This is a genomic window from Rhodococcus ruitaii, from assembly GCF_055230935.1.
Genome location: NZ_JBUYWC010000006.1, coordinates 118,144 through 134,594, shown reverse-complemented (window position 1 = coordinate 134,594; position 16,451 = coordinate 118,144). Strand labels below are relative to the sequence as shown.

Below are 16,451 nucleotides of genomic sequence, written 5' to 3'. Positions count from 1 at the left end.
GAACAGAGCAGCAGGCGGGCCTTCATGCCGCGTCGTGCCACAGGTCCGGTATCAGTTCACCGAGAGCGGGTGCCCAGGCGTCCTGCCGGTCCGGAAAGCAGCGCGCGAGCAGGTCGACCACGATGGCGGGAGCAATGGAAGCGCCCGGCGACGCGCCGAGTAGCCCGGCGATCGTCCCCTCGGCGCTCGTGACCAGTTCGGTTCCGAACATCAGCACGCCGCGGCCGTGTTCGTCCGGTTTGATCAACTGGGCTCGCTGTCCGGCCTGGACGAGGGACCAATCGGCGGGATCGGCGCCGGGATAGAACCGGCGGAGGTGCTCGAACTTGCGCTTCTTCGGTGAGGTGAGTTGCCCGAGGAGGTACCGCACGAGAGCCAGGTTGCGCAGGCCGGCGGTGACCATCGAGACGGTGTTGCGCAGGCGGATCGTCCGGAACAGATCGGTCAGCCGGCCGTGTCGGAGGAGTCGGGTGCTGAATGTCGCGTACGGCCCGAACATCAACGACGGTGTCCCGTCGACCACGCGCAGGTCGAGGTGCGGCACCGACATCGGTGGAGCTCCGACGTCGGCCTGGCCGTAGACCTTGGTGTCGTGCCGCGCGACGACCACCGGGTTGTCGGTGCGGAAGAACTGCGCTCCGACGGGGAACACGGCGTATCCGCAGACCTCGTCGACCCGCGCCTTCTGGAGCAACTCCAGTGCGTAGCCTCCCGCACCGACGAAAACGAAGCGCGACGTGAGACGGAAGTGTTGCCCGGTGGTCCGGTCTCGGCCGGAGACAACCCACACTCCATCGGCGCGGCGGTGCAGGCGGGTGACTTCGTGGCGTAGGCGCACGTCGGTGCCGCGGGTTGCGATGTCGTCCACGAGCCACCGGGTCAGTGCACCGAAATCGACGTCTGTGCCGGCCCGATGGCGTGAGGCGGCGATGGGGCCGGTGTCGGTGCGGCCCTCGATCAGGAGGGGAGCCCACTCGCGGATGGTCTCGGGGTCCTCGGTGTACTCCATCTCGGTGAACGCGGGTGAGGTCCGTAAGGTCGTCACCCGGGTGCGCAGGTACTCGACGTCTCGTTCGCCGAAGACGAGGTCCATGTGCGGTGCGGGAGTGAGGAACTCCGGCATGATGTCGGTGGCTGCCAGCGACGACCAGAACTGCCGGGAGAGCCGGAACCGGCGCGCGATGTCCTCCGCCGTCGTGCCATCGGTGGGGTCGGGCATGTAGTTGAGTTCCGCATAGCCGGAGTGTCCGGTGCCCGCGTTGTTCCATGCGGCGGAACTCTCACCGGCGACCTCGTCGAGGCGTTCGAGGAGGACGACCGAGGCGTCGGGCTCGAGACGAGAGAGCATCGCTCCGAGGGTTGCGGACATGATCCCGCCGCCGACCAGGACGACATCGTGGATGGTGTCGGATGTGTTGTCACTCATGGGGAGACACTCCTTCTGACGCGGATGAGTCCAGCTTCCTCCGCGGCTATCGAACCGTCCAATGAGATCATGGTTGTTCTATCATCCGAATATGGATGGATATGTATCTGCGGAGGTCGTCGAGATCGTGCCGCTACTCGCCGCGTTCGACACTGCAGCAGCCGAGGGGCACGTCACTCACGCGGCCGCCGTCCTGGGGGTGCCGCAGTCGTCACTGAGCAGGCGACTCAAGACGCTCGAGCAGATCCTCGGGGTGGCACTCTTCCAGCCGGCCGGTCGGGGTGTCGCGCTGACCGCGGCGGGTCGCGAGCTCCACGAACGTACCCGCGGCGCGGTCCGGATGCTCGGTGACGCGGTGAACGTCGTGCGCAGTAGTGCCGACCCGGAGAGCGGTGCAGTCCGGTTCGGGTTTCCCCTCACGCTCGGGCCGGTGAGCATTCCTTCGCTGCTCGCCGAATTCCACGAGACCGCACCACGTATCCGGTTCGGTCTCGTTCAGGCTCACGGCGAAGCCCTGTGCTCGATGGTCCGCGACGGTCGTCTCGATCTGGCCGTTGTCATTCCGCCTCCGGACGACCTGCCGGTCGTGCACCTCGGAACACAACGCATCATGCTGCACGTCGCGCGGTCGCACCCGCTGGCGGAGCGGGCGCAGGTAGACCTGACCGAACTGGCGGAGGAGTTGTTCATCGCGAACCCGCCCGAATTTCATCTGCGCCGACTTCTCGAAATCTGGTGCAAGGAAGCGGGTTTCGTGCCGCGAGTGGCGTTCGAGATCGGGGAGTTCGAGACGGCACGCGTACTCGTTGCGCAAGGGCTCGGCGTTGCCCTCCTACCGGTTTCCGAGCACAGTGTCACCGCAGACCGCGGTACCTCCCGCAGCGATCTCGTCGGGATACCGCTGACAGGGGACCGCGATCGCCGCATCGGTCTGATCAGAGGGAATCATCGCCCGACACCGGCCGTCGCGCGGTTGCACGACCACCTCGTGCGCCGAGCGGACGCGTTCATTCCCGGGACCCGGTGACCGGGGGAGACGGTCGAGTAAAGTGATCGCGCAGATGCGTGCCGGGCACGGCGCACGCGTCGTCGGCGACCGGCGCTGCACCACCGCTCAGCTGAGCTGTGCGCGCATCCACTCGGAATCAGGATTGGTGTGCGCGGCCTCCCCGACGAACACGGTGGGTACTGTCTCGTTCCCGTGGTTGGCCTCCCGCACCCGTGCTGCCGCTGCCCGGTCGCGCCAGATGTTCACCCAGATCGCCCGATTGGCACGGTGGAGCAGGGATACCCGCAGGCGCATACAGAACATGCACCCCGGCCGCCAGTAGACCACGGGAGTATTCGTGTCGGCGGCCTCGAGACGGGCGGTTGCGTCGTCGACGTGGCGCGGGAAGGCCAGCGGGGATCCGAGCCAGGCGAGCGCGAACAGGACGACCGCAATGGCGATCGAGGCGGGAGTGAGGGCCCCGGTTGTCAGCACGAGCACCGCGACCGCGGCGATTGCCAGCGATGGCACCCAGGTTCTCCACATGGGTCACAGCGTACTGCCGGTCCCGTCGGGCGAGTCGAACGCCGAGCCGGGGAGCGGCCACGTTAGCGTTGTCGATCATGGTTGTCACCGAGCGTTCATCTCGAATTCCCCCGAAGTTCGTTCAGTCGATGCTTCTCCCCGCGATGCCGACGGCGGTCGTATTGGCGTTGCTGGCTGTGGCGGCTGTGCCCGTTCGTGACGAGCTCTATCTCGCGATTGCGCAGACATTCGAGGCGTCGTTCCTCGGGCCGGTCGCGGGTGTCGTCGCGGACAAGGGGTTGCTCGTCCTCGTAGCCACCGCGGGGGCACTGGCGGTGTGGTCCTGGCGCGAGGACCGACGCGCCTTCCGGATTCTCGTCGTGGCCGGAGCAGGGGTGATCACTGCCTACCTGCTCAGCGAATTCATCAAGCTGGTGGTGACCGAACCGCGGCCCTGCCGGACCCTGGACGTCGCGACCGTCCTGGAGTGTCCGGAGATCGGCGACTGGTCGTGGCCGTCGAACCATTCCGTGATCGCAGCGGCCTTTGCCACCGCGTGTGTGCTTGCCGTCCGGCGGACCCTCTGGTTCGTCGCACCGCTTGCCGTGGTGCTCGGTCTCTCCCGCGTCACCGTCGGTGTGCACTACGTCCACGATGTGTTCTCGGGCATGGCGTTGGGCGTGCTCGTGGTATCGCTGATGACGGCGACGCTACTCCCGGTCGTGGCGAGGGTCGGTGCGCGCTCGCAATCCGATCCGATCAGGCCTTCCAGTCGTCCGGGCGAACTCGGTGGCGGCTCAGGATCGAGATGCGGTTGAACGAGTTCATTGCGATCGCAACCCAGATGACGGCGGAGACCTGGGCGTCGTCGAGGGCCTTCGTGGCTTCGGCGTAGCGGCAGTCCTGCTCGTACGACGACGGCAAGGTGGTCACCAATTCGGCGAGTGTCAGTGCGGCACGCTCCGCGTCGGTGAACAGATCCGTATCGCGCCATGCGGGTAGTACGGCGAGGCGCTGTGCCCGCTCACCCGCCTTCAGGGCGTCCCGAATGTGCACGTCGAGGCAGTACGCGCATTCGTTGATCTGCGACACGCGCACATTGACGAGTTCGGCGAGCTTCCTGTCGAGGCCTGCATCGCTGACTGCGTCTCGGACAGCGACTGCGACGGCCACCTGTGCGCGGTAGACCGGGCGGGTCTGCTTGTCGATCGAGATCCGCTCGCCGGGAATCATGCGGGTGCTCCGGGTGGGTCGATGATGCTGTCGTAATCGTGGTGCTCGGTGACGTACTTGGCGACGTACGGGCACACGGGGACGATGCGTCCGCCCTGTGCTGCGACGTCGTCGAGCGCGAACTTCACGAGGCGGCCGGCGAAGCCGAGGCCACCGTAGTTCGCGTCCACTTCGGTGTGGACGAACACGCGCTGCACACCTTCACCGGCGCGGTAATCCGTGTGCCCGATGACGGTGTCGCCGTCGAGGATCTCGTAGCGGTTCCGTTGGGGATTGTGGGCGACGCTGATGTCAGCGAGGCGTGGATCGGGGGTATCCGTAGGCATGTCTGCGTCCTTCCGATGAATGCGGCCGGTTCGAGCGTAGCCGGGTATGGCCGACGTGTCGGTCGTGTGCGGAGACCTTCCGGTCAGGTCGTACGCCGACGCTCCTGCAGGTGGTCGCGCATGGCGGAGAAGGCATCGGCGATCACGGTCAGATCGTCGGGGGAGAGGATGTCGAACATGGCCGCGCGTACCGCGTCGACATGGCCGGGGCCGGCCGAGGCGAGTGTCGCGGCGCCTTTGTCGGTCAACTCGGCCCATGCACCTCGTTTGTCGGACTGGCAGTCGACGCGGTGCACCCATCCTGCGGCTTCCATGCGGGTGATCGCGCGAGTGATGCCGCTGCGGGTGGTGGTGCTCGCGTCGGAGAGGTCCCGCATCCGGAGTCTGCGATCTCTTGCTTCGGACAGTAGGACGAGGATCTCGTAGTCGGCGAACGAGATCCCCGAGTCGCGCGCGAGCTGCTTGTCCAGATCCTGGACAAGCATGCGGGTGGTGTCGAGGTAGGAACGCCACAGCCGGTGCTCGTCGTGGGTCAGCCATCTTGTCGGTTCCATGGCACTTATCCTAGCAGATAGTTGACTAAGCAACTATCGATCTGCCATGATGATCTGCAAGTTCAATTGATTCGGCAGATGGGCGTCCGCTGCCGGTCGGCTAGGGGGTCGCGATGGCAACCGCGCAATCTGACGATTCGTGGGCACAGCGACGCGAGGAGATCCGCGATCGCCATCTATTGTCCGAGGGCTCACGTCCGCCGTCATCGGCGCGGGGATTGCATCACACGGCCATCGTGAGCGGCGACGTCGAGCGCACCGTGACGTTCTACCAGGACCTGCTCGAATTCCCCCTGGTAGAGCTGATCGAGAACCGCGACTATCCCGGATCGTCACACTTCTTCTTCGACATTGGGAATGGAAACCTCTTGGCGTTCTTCGACTTCCCCGGTCTCGACGTCGGGCCCTACCGGGAGGTGCTGGGCGGGCTTCATCACATCGCGATCAGTATGGAACTCCCCGCATGGGAGTACCTGCGCGACAAACTGACAGCCGCCGGTATCGACCTCGTCGAACACAGCGAGGTATCACTGTATTTCTCGGGCCCCGACGGCGAAAGACTCGAACTCATCGCCGATCCGCTCGGTGAGATGTACGGTTCGACGATCCTCCGAACCGTTAGCGACGGGTAGGTGAACGCGCAGTCGCGGTAGCGCAGACCCGAGCCACGAGATCCGCACCGAACCGGAAGGCCACGATCGAGATGAGCAATACCGACGCCAGCCCTGTCGAACTGCGCTGCCGGACCGAGGACCGTCCGGTCGGCGACATCCGGAACCCACACGTCGAGATCATCACCGCGCGCGAGGTGCCGCTCGGTGGTCCGCGAGCTATGAGGGTACGACGTACCCTGCCTCAACGGCAGCGCTCACTCATCGGTGCGTGGTGCTTCGTCGACCACTACGGGCCCGACGACATCTCTGCCACCGGCGGTATGGACGTCGCTCCTCACCCGCATACCGGCCTGCAGACCGTGAGCTGGCTGTTCACCGGTGAGATCGAGCACCGGGACAGCGACGGCGTGCACGCTATGGTGCTGCCGGGGGAGATGAACCTGATGACGGGTGGATACGGCATCTGCCACTCCGAGGTCTCGACACCGGCGACCGGCATCCTGCACGGGGTGCAGCTGTGGGTGGCGCTCCCCGGATCCGACCGCGACGCCCCACGCGATTTTCAGCACCACGTGCCCGAACCCATCGACCTCGGCGGCGGCACCAGCAGGGTGTTCCTCGGTACTCTCGCCGGCGACACTGCACCCGTCCGCACCTTCACCCCGCTGCTCGGCGCCGAGATCGTCGTCGACCCCGATGCCACTATCACCCTCGACATCGATACCGCGTTCGAACACGGAGTCCTCGTCGACACCGGAGAAGTGGCGCTGTTCGACACCGTCCTGCAACGCGCTGCGCTCGGCTACGTCGGCACCGGTGTACCTCGGCTGACACTGACCAACCGCACCGGCGAACCCGCTCGCCTGATCCTTCTGGGTGGCACACCGTTCGGTGAGGAGATCGTCATGTGGTGGAACTTCGTCGGTCGTTCCCACGACGAGATCGTCGCCTACCGCGACGCCTGGCAGAGCGAATCCGACAGGTTCGGGCGCGTCGAAGGCTACGGTGGCGATGTCGCGCGACTCCCCGCCCCACCTCTGCCGAATGCCCGAATTCGGCCCCGCCGCAACCCGCCCACCACCGACCCGAACTGCTGACCCGGAGAATCGACCACCATGAGCACCACCGTCAAGGAACCGCGCCTCGAAGTCCGCCGCGCCCATGACCGACTGAAGACGAAGATCGACTGGCTCGATTCGAAGCATTCCTTCTCCTTCGGTCACCACTACGACCCTGTGAACACCCACCACGGTGTGCTGATGGTCAACAACGACGACATCGTCACCCCCGGTCAGGGTTTCGATACACACCCCCACCAGGACATGGAGATCGTCACCTGGGTCCTGCAAGGATCGCTCGTCCACCAGGATTCGACGGGCCATGCCGGAATCATCTATCCCGGTCTGGCTCAGCGCATGACCGCCGGCTCCGGAATCCTGCACTCGGAGAGGAACGACTCGTGGCGTTTCGACGGCGCTACCGGTCTCCACGCCGAACAGCACGATACCCCCGTGCACTTCGTCCAGATGTGGGTGCTGCCCGATGAAGCCGGAGTGACCCCGGGATACGAGCAACTCGAAATCGATCGCGAACTGCTCTCCGGGGGACTCGTCCCCATCGCCTCCGGAATGAAGACCCACGCAGACCACGCGGCCATCCGTATCCGGAATCGGGATGCGGCGCTGCATGTGTCGCGGATGCAGCCCGGGCATCCGGTCTCGCTACCCGACGCACCGTTCCTGCATGTGTTCGTCGCTCGCGGCAACGCCGCTCTCGAAGGGGTGGGGCTGCTCGCCGAAGGCGACGCGGTACGAGTCAGCGGTGGAGGTGGGCAACAGCTCAGCACCGATACGAACGCCGAGCTCCTCGTGTGGGAGATGCACGCCACCGTCGGCGGCTGACCTCCGCCGGAGCGTCGCCGTACGCGCTCGTGAATCCGACCTCTGCATCGAACTCGGTCCGGCGCAGCGGTGGCGACGTGCGCCGTTCGTCACAGAGTGATGCGCGAGCGAGTTCCTCGACGCACCGGAGCTGTCCCCGAAAGGCCTTGGGCCGTGTGCTCGGGGGCAGCGACCGGTGACGTCGAGAGCTGCTCAGGCTGCGTCGTGTTCTTCCGGGAGCAGCCGTGCCAGCACGTCGGCGAGGGTGATCAGTCCGACCACCCGACCGTCATCGGCCACTGTCGCCAGATGACTCCGGGTCTCGCGCATTATGCCCAGCGCCTCGTACACCGGAATCGCCGTTTCGAGCATGAGTGCCGGGCGCATGAGATCCGCGGCTGTCACCCCGTCATCGGCCTGGAGGCTGTCGCGCACATGCACGACCCCGTCGATGTGGCCGTTGCCGCGCACCAGCAGACGTAGATGTCCGGTGCGGCGGACCGCCTCCTGGATCTCCTCCGCAGTCGCTTCCGGGGCGACGCTGCTCGGGGGTGCAGCGGGCGTGACGATATCGCCTACCGTGAGGGCCTGGAGTTCGAGCGCGCTCGTGAGATGGCCGTGGTAACGCTCGTCGAGTGTCCCGACCGTGGCGGAGTGCTCGACGAGATGACGCAGTGCGTCGGGGTCTTGGCCCGACGCCACCTGGTCCACCGCCTCCACACCGAGCTTGCTCAAGATCCAGTTCGCCATATGGTTGAGCTGCACGATCAGTGGTCGCGTGACCCACATGAATGCGCGCATGGGAAGTGCGAGCATCGTCGCCGACTTTTCCGGGTGCGCAATGGCCCACGACTTCGGCGCCATCTCGCCGACCACCAGATGCAGGAACGTGACGATGATCAGTGCCAACACGAACCCGGCGACGTCGGCGAGCCACAACGGCGCACCCCACGCTTCGAACGCCGGCGTGAGCCAATGGTGCACCGCGGGTTTGGTGATTGCGCCGAGAGCCAGCGTGCACACGGTGATTCCGAGCTGCGAGCCGGCGAGCAGCACCGACAGTTCCGATGCGCTGCGTAGGGCTGCGCGAGCAGAACGGCTCTGCGGCGCAGCATCTTCCAATCGGTGTCGGCGCGCGGCGATCAATGCGAACTCGACCGCGACGAAGAATGCGCTCGCCGCGATCAACACCACGGTCGCGACCGCGACCACCCAGGGGTTACTCATCGTCGTTCACCTCGTCGGTCTGCAGCGTGACGAACACAGAGGACGGAACGTGCTTGTCGACTGCGCGTACCTCGGCGATGAGGTGCTTGGCGGGAGGCGCCGACTCGTGCACGAGGTCGGCCGGATCCGGATCGATGGCGACGGTCACCGTGTCGCCCACCTCGGGAAGCCCCCCGAACTCCGCGATCACCAGACCTGCGAGGGTCTCGTAGTCCCCTTCGGGAAGGATGGCGTCCAGTGTGCGGATCACCTCGTCGAGGTGCACGTCGCCGCGGATCAGCCAACCGTCACCCGAGCGTGTGATCACCTGGGTCTCGACTGCCGGGTCGTGTTCGTCGGCGATCTCGCCGACGAGTTCCTCGGCGATGTCCTCGACGGTGACGACACCGGCGAACCCGCCGTATTCGTCGATCACCAGCGCCATCTCCTCACCCTCGATGTTCAACTGCTCGAGTACGTCGGGCAGTGCCAGGGTCGTGGGCACGATGAACGCGGGCCTGCACAGCGTTCCCGCCGTACCGGCAGGGTTCTCGATGGCCAGCAGGTCGTGCAGATGCACGACACCCCGGACGTCGTCCGAGGATGTGCCGGCGACCGGGTACCGGGTGTGACCGGTACCCATCTTGGCCAGCACACTGGCGACGGATTCGTCCACGTCGACGAAGTCCACCCGCGCCCGGGGGATCATCGCGTGTTCGGCGGTACGGGTCGGGAAGTCGAGAATTCGGTCGAGGAGCTTCGACAGCTCGGCGGGCAGCTCACCGGTGTCGCGGGATTCCGCGACGATGTGCTCGAGGTCTCGGGGTGTCGCCGAATGCTCCACGTCGTGGACCGGCTCGATCCTCAACGTCTTCAACAGCAGGTTCGACGACGCGTCGAACAGGCGGATCAACCAACCGAATATCTTCAGATACACGGTGGTGGACAGCGCGAGCCACCGAGCGACAGGTTCGGGTCGGGCGATCGCCAGGTTCTTGGGGACGAGCTCACCGAACACCATCTGGACCACTGTCGAGAACAGCACTGCAAGGACAGTGCCGATTGCGATGCCGACGGCAGTGGGCACCCCCACACCTCCGAGCAACTCGCCGAGGCCACTACCGATCAGAGGCTCCGCGACGTAGCCCACGAGCAGGCCCGTGACGGTGATGCCGAGCTGTGCTCCGGAGAGCATGAAGGAGGTGCGGCGCGTGACGGACAGGACACGCGCAGAAGGCTTGTCTCCGCTTTCGGCGCGGGCCTTCATCCGCGAGCGGTCGACCGCCATGTAGGCGAATTCCTGAGCCACGAAATAGCCGGTCAGGGCGGTGATGGCCAGGACGACGAAGATTCCGAAGGCGATCCCGAGCGCTGTCAGCATCGGGGGTACCGGGTGTCGGGAACGAACCGGGGTTCAGGACCGGGGTGGTCGTTCGCAGACGGGGACGGGGCGGGTCTTCGAGGTTTGCGCTTGGCGCGTCTCATAGTTCTCTCTGTGTGTATTCGCGGACAAGTACTCACCCAGGATAAGGGTCGTCGACCGGGCGCCGCGTATCGGCAGCCTGCGCGTGGCGGTGATGGTCTCTTCGCCGCGGCACTGTCGCAAGCCGGCAGGCCTTCGATGAATGCAGCGCGAAGGCGCGGAGACGACCCGGTTGCAGCGTGCCGCGAGGAAAGGGTCGTCGAATTGGTGCATAATTTCGGTTTGTCCGATGCGTCGAATGCCGACGATGAAATTCCTGCTCGTCGATGTGCAATTCGATCTTCTCCGGTTGTTCGAGGTCGGTTTTTCTCGGCGCTGATCAATTATCCGTAAATAGGACGGCGCTCAGGGAGTCGGCGCATCTACCTGCTGAAAGGTAGATCATTTCACACCTGTGATCGGTTCGTGATTGGATCCGACCAGGCGGAATGTGATGTGGAACTCAGTGTGTCCACGCTGCGGGATCAGGATCTTCTGGTAACAATTGAAGGGCGTTCGTCACCGCGATCGCACCGCTGTTGATTCTCCACAGATGGGATTTACATCATGCTCGCTGATCTGGCCGAATTCTTCGTCAACGCCGCAGACCTCTTCGGTGCACTCGACTTCTTCACCGGTTCTGCTGAAGGAATCAGCAGCGCCCAGCAGTAGGGCTCCCGACCATCGGACCCGTGGGCTGCGGCCCCCGGGTCCGAGTCGTTTCCGGACATCGAGGGCCGAACGCCGGATGGTGCGGGCAGTAGAGCTGGTCGACGGCCCGCGGCGCGGCGGACCTCGACCGCCCGGTTCGTCAGATCCGGGGGGCGCGGCGTCGGCACCAGATATCGTCATGGTCAGCCGGTCCGGTCGTGCATTCCGCACGCTTGGTGAGTGCAGCAGATGAGATCGGAACGAACGATGCCGTCCGATCATGCCGGCGTCGGCGTGTTCCCGACTGATCGCTTGGGCTGCGTCCGCACATGGGTGACGTAGAGGGCGAGACCGACGAAGACGACACCACCGACCAGATTGCCCAGTACTGTCGGGATCTCGTTCCAGATCAGGTAGTCGCTGAGCGTGAAGTCGCCGCCGAGCAGGAGGCCGGACGGGAACAGGAACATGTTGACGACCGAGTGTTCGAAGCCCATGTAGAAGAACAGCATGACGGGCATCCACATGACGAGAACCTTGCCCGGCACGCTCTTGGACATCATCGCTGCGACGACGCCGGTGGATACCATCCAGTTGCACAACATGCCACGGAAGAACAGGGTCGCCATGCCGGCTGCGCCGTGCTCTGCATAGCCGAGGGTGCGTTCCTCGCCGATTTCGCCGAGACGTTCGCCGATGGCGTCCGGTGGAATCGAGTATCCGTAGGTGAGGACGAAGGTGATCAGTACGGCCACCGTCAAGGCGCCGAGGAAGTTCCCGATGAAGACGAGACCCCAGTTCCGGAGCATCGACCCGATCGTCACCCCGGGGCGTTTGTCGAGGTAGGCGATGGGAACCATGGTGAACACGCCGGTGAGCAGGTCGAAGCCCAGTAGATAGAGCAGGCAGAATCCGACCGGGAAGAGAATCGCTCCGAGCAGCGCGTTGCCTGTCTGCACGGTGACAGTGATCGCGAACGCCGCTCCGAGCGAGAGGATCGCGCCGGCCATGTACGCCCTGATCATGGTGTCGCGGGTGGACATGAGGACCTTGCTCTGGCCGGCGTCGACCATCGCGCGGGCCAACTCGGCGGGTGGAACGTAGGACACGGCAACCTCCTGGTGCGAACAGTGCCCGGCCAGTGTCGACGGTGCCCGTCACCGCTGCGTTTCGGAGCAGTAAGGACGCGTTGCGTTCTCCGCCGAGGTCGGTCGCTCGGGTTGTGAGGTCGCTGTGTCGTGTAGGTCGCTGCGTCGTGTAGAGTGGCGGTGCTTCACGAGATGTCGTCGCCAAGCTCCGACTGGACGGCACGCCAACCCCACGCTCGCGGGTGGCTCGGATGACGAAGCGGCCCGCGGCCGACCGGCCCGGGCACGAGCGCCCCGCCCGGGGCCGACCCGGAGGAAATATCATGACCGACCCCCATCAATGCGCCGCGTTCGGAGACGGGCACCACGTCCATTTCATCCGCGCCCGTAAGGCTTTCGACGACTCTGACCTGAGTGTCGGTGCGTTGGTGCACGTGCTTGACAGTACGAGCGTCGAACTATCCTGGGACGGAATACGACTCGAGTTTCGACACCATGACACAGCTGCGATATCCCGCGCAGTCCATGTGGGTGGAGAGATCGGAACGTGGATTCCTCGGTGGCGGGTGTTGATCCTTCCGGGGCCGAATCCGCATGTGCCGGTGACATTCACCCTGGCTGCCCCCGATCACTGGACAGGGTGTGTGCCGGGACGTGTTCCGGTGCTGACCTACGTGCCGGGCTGCTGACCGGCCGGGTCAACTCTGGTCGGAATCGTTCCAGAATGCGGGAAGTTCTACGGCTAGACGATCTTTCGCCTGCATGGGCAGGGAGTGGGTGGTGTCGGGGAAAACGTCGACGGTCGCGTGTGGAAGTGTACCTGCCCGCTCGGCCGCGGCAGTGTCACCGGCAAGCGAATCGCGTTCTGCGATAGCGACATAGGTAGGCATGGTGAGACGTCCCATGTCCTCGTCGTTCATGGGCGAGGGCGTCGGCAGCACGGCGGAATAGTGTTCTGAGCCTGCAGCGATCATCTTCGCCATGTCGTCGTCCGGGTCGAACTCGGCGCCGCCCACCTTGCTGAGCGCGGTGTTCCGCCATGCCTCGGGCAGGAAGGGGAGGCTGGACACCATCGTCCACGCCATCATTCGGGCGGACGGGTGTGCGAACGTGAAGACAGGTTCGAGAAGGGTGAGTGATCGGACGCGATCGGGGAATTGCCGAGCGTAGGTGGCTGCGATCGCGCCGCCGAACGAATGACCGGTGATGTGCACGGGGTCGGTTGTGAGTTCGCCGAGGGCATCGGCGATCCAGAGCGCCTGATCGTCGAACGAGGTCAACGGGACATTCTGCACCGACAATCCGGCGTCGCCGAGTGCGTCGAAGGCGAGGACGCGCCGGTGCGGCACGAAGTCGGCGAGGTTTTCGGCCCACATCGGGACACCCGACGAGCGGCCGGGAACCAAGACGACCGGAGCGGTGTTCTCGAGTTCCGGAGTGCTCCACTCGTAGACGCGGACCGTACCGAATCGGGTCGGAACGTCGTGGGTTGTCGATGGTGCTGGAAGTGCAGACATCGCCCGGGTGTAGGCCTCGACGTAGGTGCGGCGTCCCTCGGCGTCGCGGAAGTGGCCCACGCCCGGAGCTCCGAAGAAGAACTGCTGGATGCCTACTGCGCCCAGTGCGGCCAGTGCGGCAACCACGACGATTCCGCTGCGGCGCAGCCATCGGCGCCGACGGGTGGGTGGTGGATGGTCGGGTCGGGGGTCTGTGCTGGTGTGTTCACTCATGGAGGTCTTCCTGACGTTCGGTGAACCGTGCTGTTTGCAGTATAAACATATTGTAAACTGTCGTCATGCCGAGAGTTGTCGACCATGCTGAGCGTCGTAGAGAGATCGTGTGGGCACTGTGGGCAGTGATCCACGAACGGGGCATCGACGGGGTGACGTTCCAGTCGGTGGCGGCCGAGGCCGGCGTCTCGATTGGCAGAATCCAACACTATTTCGAATCGAAACAACAGCTGATCCGGTCGGGAGCGCAGGAGATGGTCACCGGTGCCGAGCAGGTGTACCACGGGCGGGGGGCGGCGGGCGATCCGAGAGCAGCCCTCGCAGCTTTGCTCACTCAACCCGTTCCGACGAGCGCACCGTCCCGTGTGGGTGTGTCGGTCTGGTTCGCCTATCTCGCGAAGGCGGCGAACGACCCGTGGATCAGGTCGTTCCTCGCCGAAGCGTCGCGGGGGACGGTGTCCGAGGCCGAGCGGCTTCTATGTCGGGCGGGTCTCTCCGAGATAGAAGCGCACAGCGAGGCCATGAGGTTGGTCGTACTCAGTACTGGTGCGACGCAATCCGTGCTGATTGCGGGGATGGACGCCGACAGCGCGGTCGAACTCGTCATCCGGGAGATCGATCGGTGCATCGAAATCGCCACGGCCGGCGGGAAGTAACGAAGTTCCCGAGTTCGTGTCGGACCTCACTGCAATGCTGGAGTGGCAAGAAGAGGAGATTGGAGGATGTCATGAGGACATCGACCACCAACTCGCACGGCACGGCGCAGCCGATCGACATTTCGGATTCCGATCGGGTTCCCCCGGCCGCATCCGACCGCTCGGGGCAGGCGGAATTGGACGAGGCGCTGATGTGCGGCGGTCACCGTGCTCGGCTGCTCGCGGCGCACGACGACGGCACCGATATCGACTACGTGCTTCTGCTGGTCGGCGAGATGTCCGGCCGACGCGAGATCCTCGTTCGCGAGGTCGACGAGGAAGTGCTGCTCATCGAAGGAAGTCGGCCCGCATCCGAACCTCGGATCTTGCTCGGTGTCGCGTCGCAACCACCACACGACACCGGCGACACGGACTCTCTCGCACGCGTGCTTCGTGAGTCCGGCGCCGTTCGCTCGATGCTCGCCAGGGGCGGAGTCCGATCGGTGATCGTCGGCCGGCAGAGCGAGTGGAAGAGCGCGACCGCGGTCTCGGCGTCGTGATGGGGTAAGGGAATGCCCGGTTCGGCGGCGCATGTCGATGGGTGGGTTCACGATGGCTCCATGGGAACCAGACATCACGTAATCGACTACATCGAACTCGGCGCTACCGATCTCCCCACGACACGCGCCTTCTACGAATCCGCCTTCGGCTGGAGCTTCAACGACTACGGGCCCGATTACGCCGGAATTCGTGCTGTCGAGGGCGACGGAGAGGTCGGTGGCCTGACGACTCTGCGCCCACCGGGTGGGGTTGGGCCTCTGGTGTTGCTGTACTCCAGCGATCTCGACGCCACCGTCCGCGCGGTCGAACGTGCCGGAGGCCAGATTTCGTCGGGGCCGTACGATTTTCCGGGTGGCCGTCGATTCACCTTCCTCGACCCGAGTGGAAACGAATTAGGGGCCTGGTCCGACGACGCGTGAACCCGTTCGCCCTCCGATCGTCGAGGGCGCGTGGGTGCCACTCAGGAAGCGCTGGAAATCCGCCGCGCAATTCCGGCCTGGTTGAGTTGCGGGATCTGCTCGGCCGCCCACGGGCTGATCAGCCACGGAACGGTTGCCGCCGTCTGCATATCGGCCCACGACACCCACCTCCACTCCATCACCTCTGACGGTTCTGGCTGGAGGCCGGAGACGGCGCGGGCGCAGAACACCGGACACACCTCGTTCTCCACGGTCCCGTCGGCTGCCGTCGCGCGGTACCGGAAGTGCGGCAATACACACGTGACATCATCGACGGCGAGGCCCAACTCCTGTTCGACGCGACGGCGGACCGCGTCCTCGAGGGATTCCTCCGGCCCTGGATGACCGCAACACGCGTTCGTCCACACACCGGGCCACGTGATCTTGCTCAGTGCGCGTCGCGTCACGAGGACCCGGCCCGCGTCATCGAACACGTAGCAAGAGAACGCCAGGTGAAGAGGGGTGTCTGTGTGATGGACGGTGGCTTTCGGAGCTGTACCGATGGGGCGCTCGTGTTCGTCGAGCAGAACGACGAGTTCTTCGTGGGCAGGCGCTGTCATGTGGTGGATCTCCATGGGGTTGATCTGGGTGTCGGGCAGCGTCCGGCACCCGCCGGATCGACACGGGTGGTGTATCTCGCACCGACCGGGCCCTGTATTGGTGCCGACCCGAGACTACGCTCGGCCGTGGTAGATGCCGCTGATGTCACCACCGAATCGTTGCCCTCAGACGCAACCTCCGACGTACCGGGACGTGATCGCATGAGCAACACTGCACCCACCGACCGCGCCGATGACTCCGCGCACAGTGTGGAAGCCCACTACGAGGGGCGAAACCTGGATGTATCCGGTCCGTACCGGATCTACCCGTCAGGACTCTGGTACTTCCGCTCGGCCGACTCCGACCCCGCACCTACGTGGATTCCCGCGGGTCATCTCGAAGAGGTCACTCGAAGAGACGAACGCGTGGACGTAGGCCGAAGCCTGGTCGGGGCGGTCACACATCCATTGTTCGTCACCCCATTCGGATTCGTGATGTCCGCCATGTCCTGGCTGACATCTGCCTTCCGATCCCGACTCGATCCGCTGGGTGCCCGACCACCGATGTGAGCTGT

General features: G+C 65.0%; 20 protein-coding genes and 1 riboswitch. Of the genes, 10 read left to right on the top strand and 10 right to left on the bottom strand.

The features are described from left to right. Positions 1-22: 22 nt before the first annotated feature. Positions 23-1,426 carry a malate dehydrogenase (quinone) gene (mqo, locus tag ACZI8W_RS09250; RefSeq protein ID WP_463368197.1) on the bottom strand — a complete coding sequence of 468 codons (1,404 nt, stop codon included), beginning with the start codon at positions 1,424-1,426 and terminating at the stop codon, positions 23-25. Positions 1,427-1,517: 91 nt separating this feature from the next. On the opposite strand from mqo, the gene ACZI8W_RS09245 reads away from it, so the two are divergent. Then, positions 1,518-2,453 (top strand): LysR substrate-binding domain-containing protein, encoded by a 936-nt coding sequence (locus ACZI8W_RS09245; protein WP_463368196.1) that lies wholly within the window; start codon positions 1,518-1,520, stop codon positions 2,451-2,453. An 87-nt stretch (positions 2,454-2,540) separates the two neighbouring features. Here the strand turns inward: ACZI8W_RS09245 and ACZI8W_RS09240 are convergent, their stop codons facing one another. After that, a complete protein-coding gene (locus tag ACZI8W_RS09240) occupies positions 2,541-2,960 on the bottom strand; it encodes a glutaredoxin family protein (protein WP_463368195.1) in 420 nt (139 codons plus the stop codon). A gap of 77 nt (positions 2,961-3,037) precedes the next feature. On the opposite strand from ACZI8W_RS09240, the gene ACZI8W_RS09235 reads away from it, so the two are divergent. Further along, the gene (locus ACZI8W_RS09235) at positions 3,038-3,757 is read left to right on the top strand and encodes a phosphatase PAP2 family protein (RefSeq protein WP_463368194.1); all 720 of its coding nucleotides are present in this window, start codon (positions 3,038-3,040) and stop codon (positions 3,755-3,757) included. On the opposite strand, the gene ACZI8W_RS09230 is transcribed toward ACZI8W_RS09235, so the two are convergent. The 3 genes from ACZI8W_RS09230 to ACZI8W_RS09220 all read right to left on the bottom strand — a co-directional run bounded on the left by ACZI8W_RS09230 (position 3,699) and on the right by ACZI8W_RS09220 (position 5,052). Then, positions 3,699-4,172 (bottom strand): carboxymuconolactone decarboxylase family protein, encoded by a 474-nt coding sequence (locus ACZI8W_RS09230; protein ID WP_463368193.1) that lies wholly within the window; start codon positions 4,170-4,172, stop codon positions 3,699-3,701. The two genes, ACZI8W_RS09235 and ACZI8W_RS09230, sit on opposite strands and share 59 nt — an antisense overlap. Beyond that, on the bottom strand, positions 4,169-4,498 hold the full coding sequence (locus tag ACZI8W_RS09225; RefSeq protein ID WP_463368192.1) for a GNAT family N-acetyltransferase: 330 nt from the start codon (positions 4,496-4,498) through the stop codon (positions 4,169-4,171). The genes ACZI8W_RS09230 and ACZI8W_RS09225 overlap by 4 nt, the downstream gene beginning before the upstream one ends. Positions 4,499-4,581: 83 nt before the next feature. Further along, positions 4,582-5,052: a MarR family winged helix-turn-helix transcriptional regulator gene (locus ACZI8W_RS09220; RefSeq protein WP_463368191.1), complete on the bottom strand. Its 471-nt coding sequence runs from the start codon at positions 5,050-5,052 to the stop codon at positions 4,582-4,584. Between the two features lie 113 nt (positions 5,053-5,165). On the opposite strand from ACZI8W_RS09220, the gene ACZI8W_RS09215 reads away from it, so the two are divergent. The 3 genes from ACZI8W_RS09215 (at position 5,166) to ACZI8W_RS09205 (ending at position 7,567) form a co-directional block, all read left to right on the top strand. Further along, a complete protein-coding gene (locus ACZI8W_RS09215; RefSeq protein WP_463368190.1) occupies positions 5,166-5,684 on the top strand; it encodes a VOC family protein in 519 nt (172 codons plus the stop codon). 71 nt (positions 5,685-5,755) lie between these two features. Next, a complete protein-coding gene (locus tag ACZI8W_RS09210) occupies positions 5,756-6,763 on the top strand; it encodes a pirin family protein (protein ID WP_463368189.1) in 1,008 nt (335 codons plus the stop codon). Between the two features lie 18 nt (positions 6,764-6,781). Further along, the gene (locus ACZI8W_RS09205) at positions 6,782-7,567 is read left to right on the top strand and encodes a pirin family protein (protein ID WP_463368188.1); all 786 of its coding nucleotides are present in this window, start codon (positions 6,782-6,784) and stop codon (positions 7,565-7,567) included. Between the two features lie 192 nt (positions 7,568-7,759). Here ACZI8W_RS09205 and ACZI8W_RS09200 read toward each other — a convergent pair whose 3' ends face one another. The 3 genes from ACZI8W_RS09200 to ACZI8W_RS09190 form a co-directional block, all read right to left on the bottom strand. Further along, a complete protein-coding gene (locus tag ACZI8W_RS09200) occupies positions 7,760-8,773 on the bottom strand; it encodes a hemolysin family protein (RefSeq protein WP_463368187.1) in 1,014 nt (337 codons plus the stop codon). Further along, positions 8,766-10,133 carry a hemolysin family protein gene (locus tag ACZI8W_RS09195; protein ID WP_463368186.1) on the bottom strand — a complete coding sequence of 456 codons (1,368 nt, stop codon included), beginning with the start codon at positions 10,131-10,133 and terminating at the stop codon, positions 8,766-8,768. Before ACZI8W_RS09195 ends, ACZI8W_RS09200 begins: the two co-directional genes overlap by 8 nt. 1,010 nt (positions 10,134-11,143) lie before the next feature. Next, entirely contained in the window at positions 11,144-11,974 is an 831-nt protein-coding gene (locus ACZI8W_RS09190; protein WP_463368185.1) for a formate/nitrite transporter family protein, read from the bottom strand. A gap of 162 nt (positions 11,975-12,136) precedes the next feature. After that, positions 12,137-12,249: riboswitch (SAM riboswitch) on the top strand. A gap of 27 nt (positions 12,250-12,276) precedes the next feature. On the opposite strand from ACZI8W_RS09190, the gene ACZI8W_RS09185 reads away from it, so the two are divergent. Next, positions 12,277-12,642, top strand: coding sequence for a hypothetical protein (locus tag ACZI8W_RS09185; protein ID WP_463368184.1), 366 nt, complete (start codon positions 12,277-12,279; stop codon positions 12,640-12,642). A 9-nt stretch (positions 12,643-12,651) separates the two neighbouring features. Here ACZI8W_RS09185 and ACZI8W_RS09180 read toward each other — a convergent pair whose 3' ends face one another. After that, positions 12,652-13,683: an alpha/beta fold hydrolase gene (locus ACZI8W_RS09180; protein WP_463368183.1), complete on the bottom strand. Its 1,032-nt coding sequence runs from the start codon at positions 13,681-13,683 to the stop codon at positions 12,652-12,654. A 65-nt stretch (positions 13,684-13,748) separates the two neighbouring features. Between ACZI8W_RS09180 and ACZI8W_RS09175 the strand changes: the two genes are divergently transcribed. The 3 genes from ACZI8W_RS09175 (at position 13,749) to ACZI8W_RS09165 (ending at position 15,298) form a co-directional block, all read left to right on the top strand. Then, a complete protein-coding gene (locus ACZI8W_RS09175) occupies positions 13,749-14,339 on the top strand; it encodes a TetR/AcrR family transcriptional regulator (RefSeq protein WP_463368182.1) in 591 nt (196 codons plus the stop codon). Between the two features lie 71 nt (positions 14,340-14,410). After that, positions 14,411-14,878, top strand: a complete 468-nt coding sequence (locus ACZI8W_RS09170; protein WP_463368181.1) for a hypothetical protein — start codon at positions 14,411-14,413, stop codon at positions 14,876-14,878. A 60-nt stretch (positions 14,879-14,938) separates the two neighbouring features. After that, positions 14,939-15,298, top strand: coding sequence for a VOC family protein (locus tag ACZI8W_RS09165; RefSeq protein WP_463368180.1), 360 nt, complete (start codon positions 14,939-14,941; stop codon positions 15,296-15,298). A 41-nt stretch (positions 15,299-15,339) separates the two neighbouring features. Here ACZI8W_RS09165 and idi read toward each other — a convergent pair whose 3' ends face one another. Continuing rightward, positions 15,340-15,897 (bottom strand): isopentenyl-diphosphate Delta-isomerase, encoded by a 558-nt coding sequence (gene idi / locus ACZI8W_RS09160; protein WP_463368179.1) that lies wholly within the window; start codon positions 15,895-15,897, stop codon positions 15,340-15,342. A 201-nt stretch (positions 15,898-16,098) separates the two neighbouring features. Between idi and ACZI8W_RS09155 the strand changes: the two genes are divergently transcribed. Further along, positions 16,099-16,446 carry a hypothetical protein gene (locus ACZI8W_RS09155; protein WP_463368178.1) on the top strand — a complete coding sequence of 116 codons (348 nt, stop codon included), beginning with the start codon at positions 16,099-16,101 and terminating at the stop codon, positions 16,444-16,446. Positions 16,447-16,451 lie beyond the last annotated feature (5 nt).

Excerpts from the sequence above, each read along its gene's own strand:
- ACZI8W_RS09235 (WP_463368194.1), top strand. The coding sequence starts at position 3,038 with ATGGTTGTCACCGAGCGTTCATCTCGAATTCCCCCGAAGTTCGTTCAG.
- ACZI8W_RS09240 (WP_463368195.1), bottom strand. The coding sequence starts at position 2,960 with ATGTGGAGAACCTGGGTGCCATCGCTGGCAATCGCCGCGGTCGCGGTG.
- ACZI8W_RS09210 (WP_463368189.1), top strand. The coding sequence starts at position 5,756 with ATGAGCAATACCGACGCCAGCCCTGTCGAACTGCGCTGCCGGACCGAG.
- ACZI8W_RS09165 (WP_463368180.1), top strand. The coding sequence starts at position 14,939 with ATGGGAACCAGACATCACGTAATCGACTACATCGAACTCGGCGCTACC.
- ACZI8W_RS09205 (WP_463368188.1), top strand. The coding sequence starts at position 6,782 with ATGAGCACCACCGTCAAGGAACCGCGCCTCGAAGTCCGCCGCGCCCAT.
- ACZI8W_RS09180 (WP_463368183.1), bottom strand. The coding sequence starts at position 13,683 with ATGAGTGAACACACCAGCACAGACCCCCGACCCGACCATCCACCACCC.
- ACZI8W_RS09155 (WP_463368178.1), top strand. The coding sequence starts at position 16,099 with ATGAGCAACACTGCACCCACCGACCGCGCCGATGACTCCGCGCACAGT.
- ACZI8W_RS09170 (WP_463368181.1), top strand. The coding sequence starts at position 14,411 with ATGAGGACATCGACCACCAACTCGCACGGCACGGCGCAGCCGATCGAC.
- ACZI8W_RS09200 (WP_463368187.1), bottom strand. The coding sequence starts at position 8,773 with ATGAGTAACCCCTGGGTGGTCGCGGTCGCGACCGTGGTGTTGATCGCG.
- ACZI8W_RS09195 (WP_463368186.1), bottom strand. The coding sequence starts at position 10,133 with ATGCTGACAGCGCTCGGGATCGCCTTCGGAATCTTCGTCGTCCTGGCC.
- ACZI8W_RS09245 (WP_463368196.1), top strand. The coding sequence starts at position 1,518 with ATGGATGGATATGTATCTGCGGAGGTCGTCGAGATCGTGCCGCTACTC.
- ACZI8W_RS09225 (WP_463368192.1), bottom strand. The coding sequence starts at position 4,498 with ATGCCTACGGATACCCCCGATCCACGCCTCGCTGACATCAGCGTCGCC.
- mqo (WP_463368197.1), bottom strand. The coding sequence starts at position 1,426 with ATGAGTGACAACACATCCGACACCATCCACGATGTCGTCCTGGTCGGC.
- ACZI8W_RS09220 (WP_463368191.1), bottom strand. The coding sequence starts at position 5,052 with ATGGAACCGACAAGATGGCTGACCCACGACGAGCACCGGCTGTGGCGT.
- ACZI8W_RS09230 (WP_463368193.1), bottom strand. The coding sequence starts at position 4,172 with ATGATTCCCGGCGAGCGGATCTCGATCGACAAGCAGACCCGCCCGGTC.
- idi (WP_463368179.1), bottom strand. The coding sequence starts at position 15,897 with ATGACAGCGCCTGCCCACGAAGAACTCGTCGTTCTGCTCGACGAACAC.
- ACZI8W_RS09215 (WP_463368190.1), top strand. The coding sequence starts at position 5,166 with ATGGCAACCGCGCAATCTGACGATTCGTGGGCACAGCGACGCGAGGAG.
- ACZI8W_RS09185 (WP_463368184.1), top strand. The coding sequence starts at position 12,277 with ATGACCGACCCCCATCAATGCGCCGCGTTCGGAGACGGGCACCACGTC.
- ACZI8W_RS09175 (WP_463368182.1), top strand. The coding sequence starts at position 13,749 with ATGCCGAGAGTTGTCGACCATGCTGAGCGTCGTAGAGAGATCGTGTGG.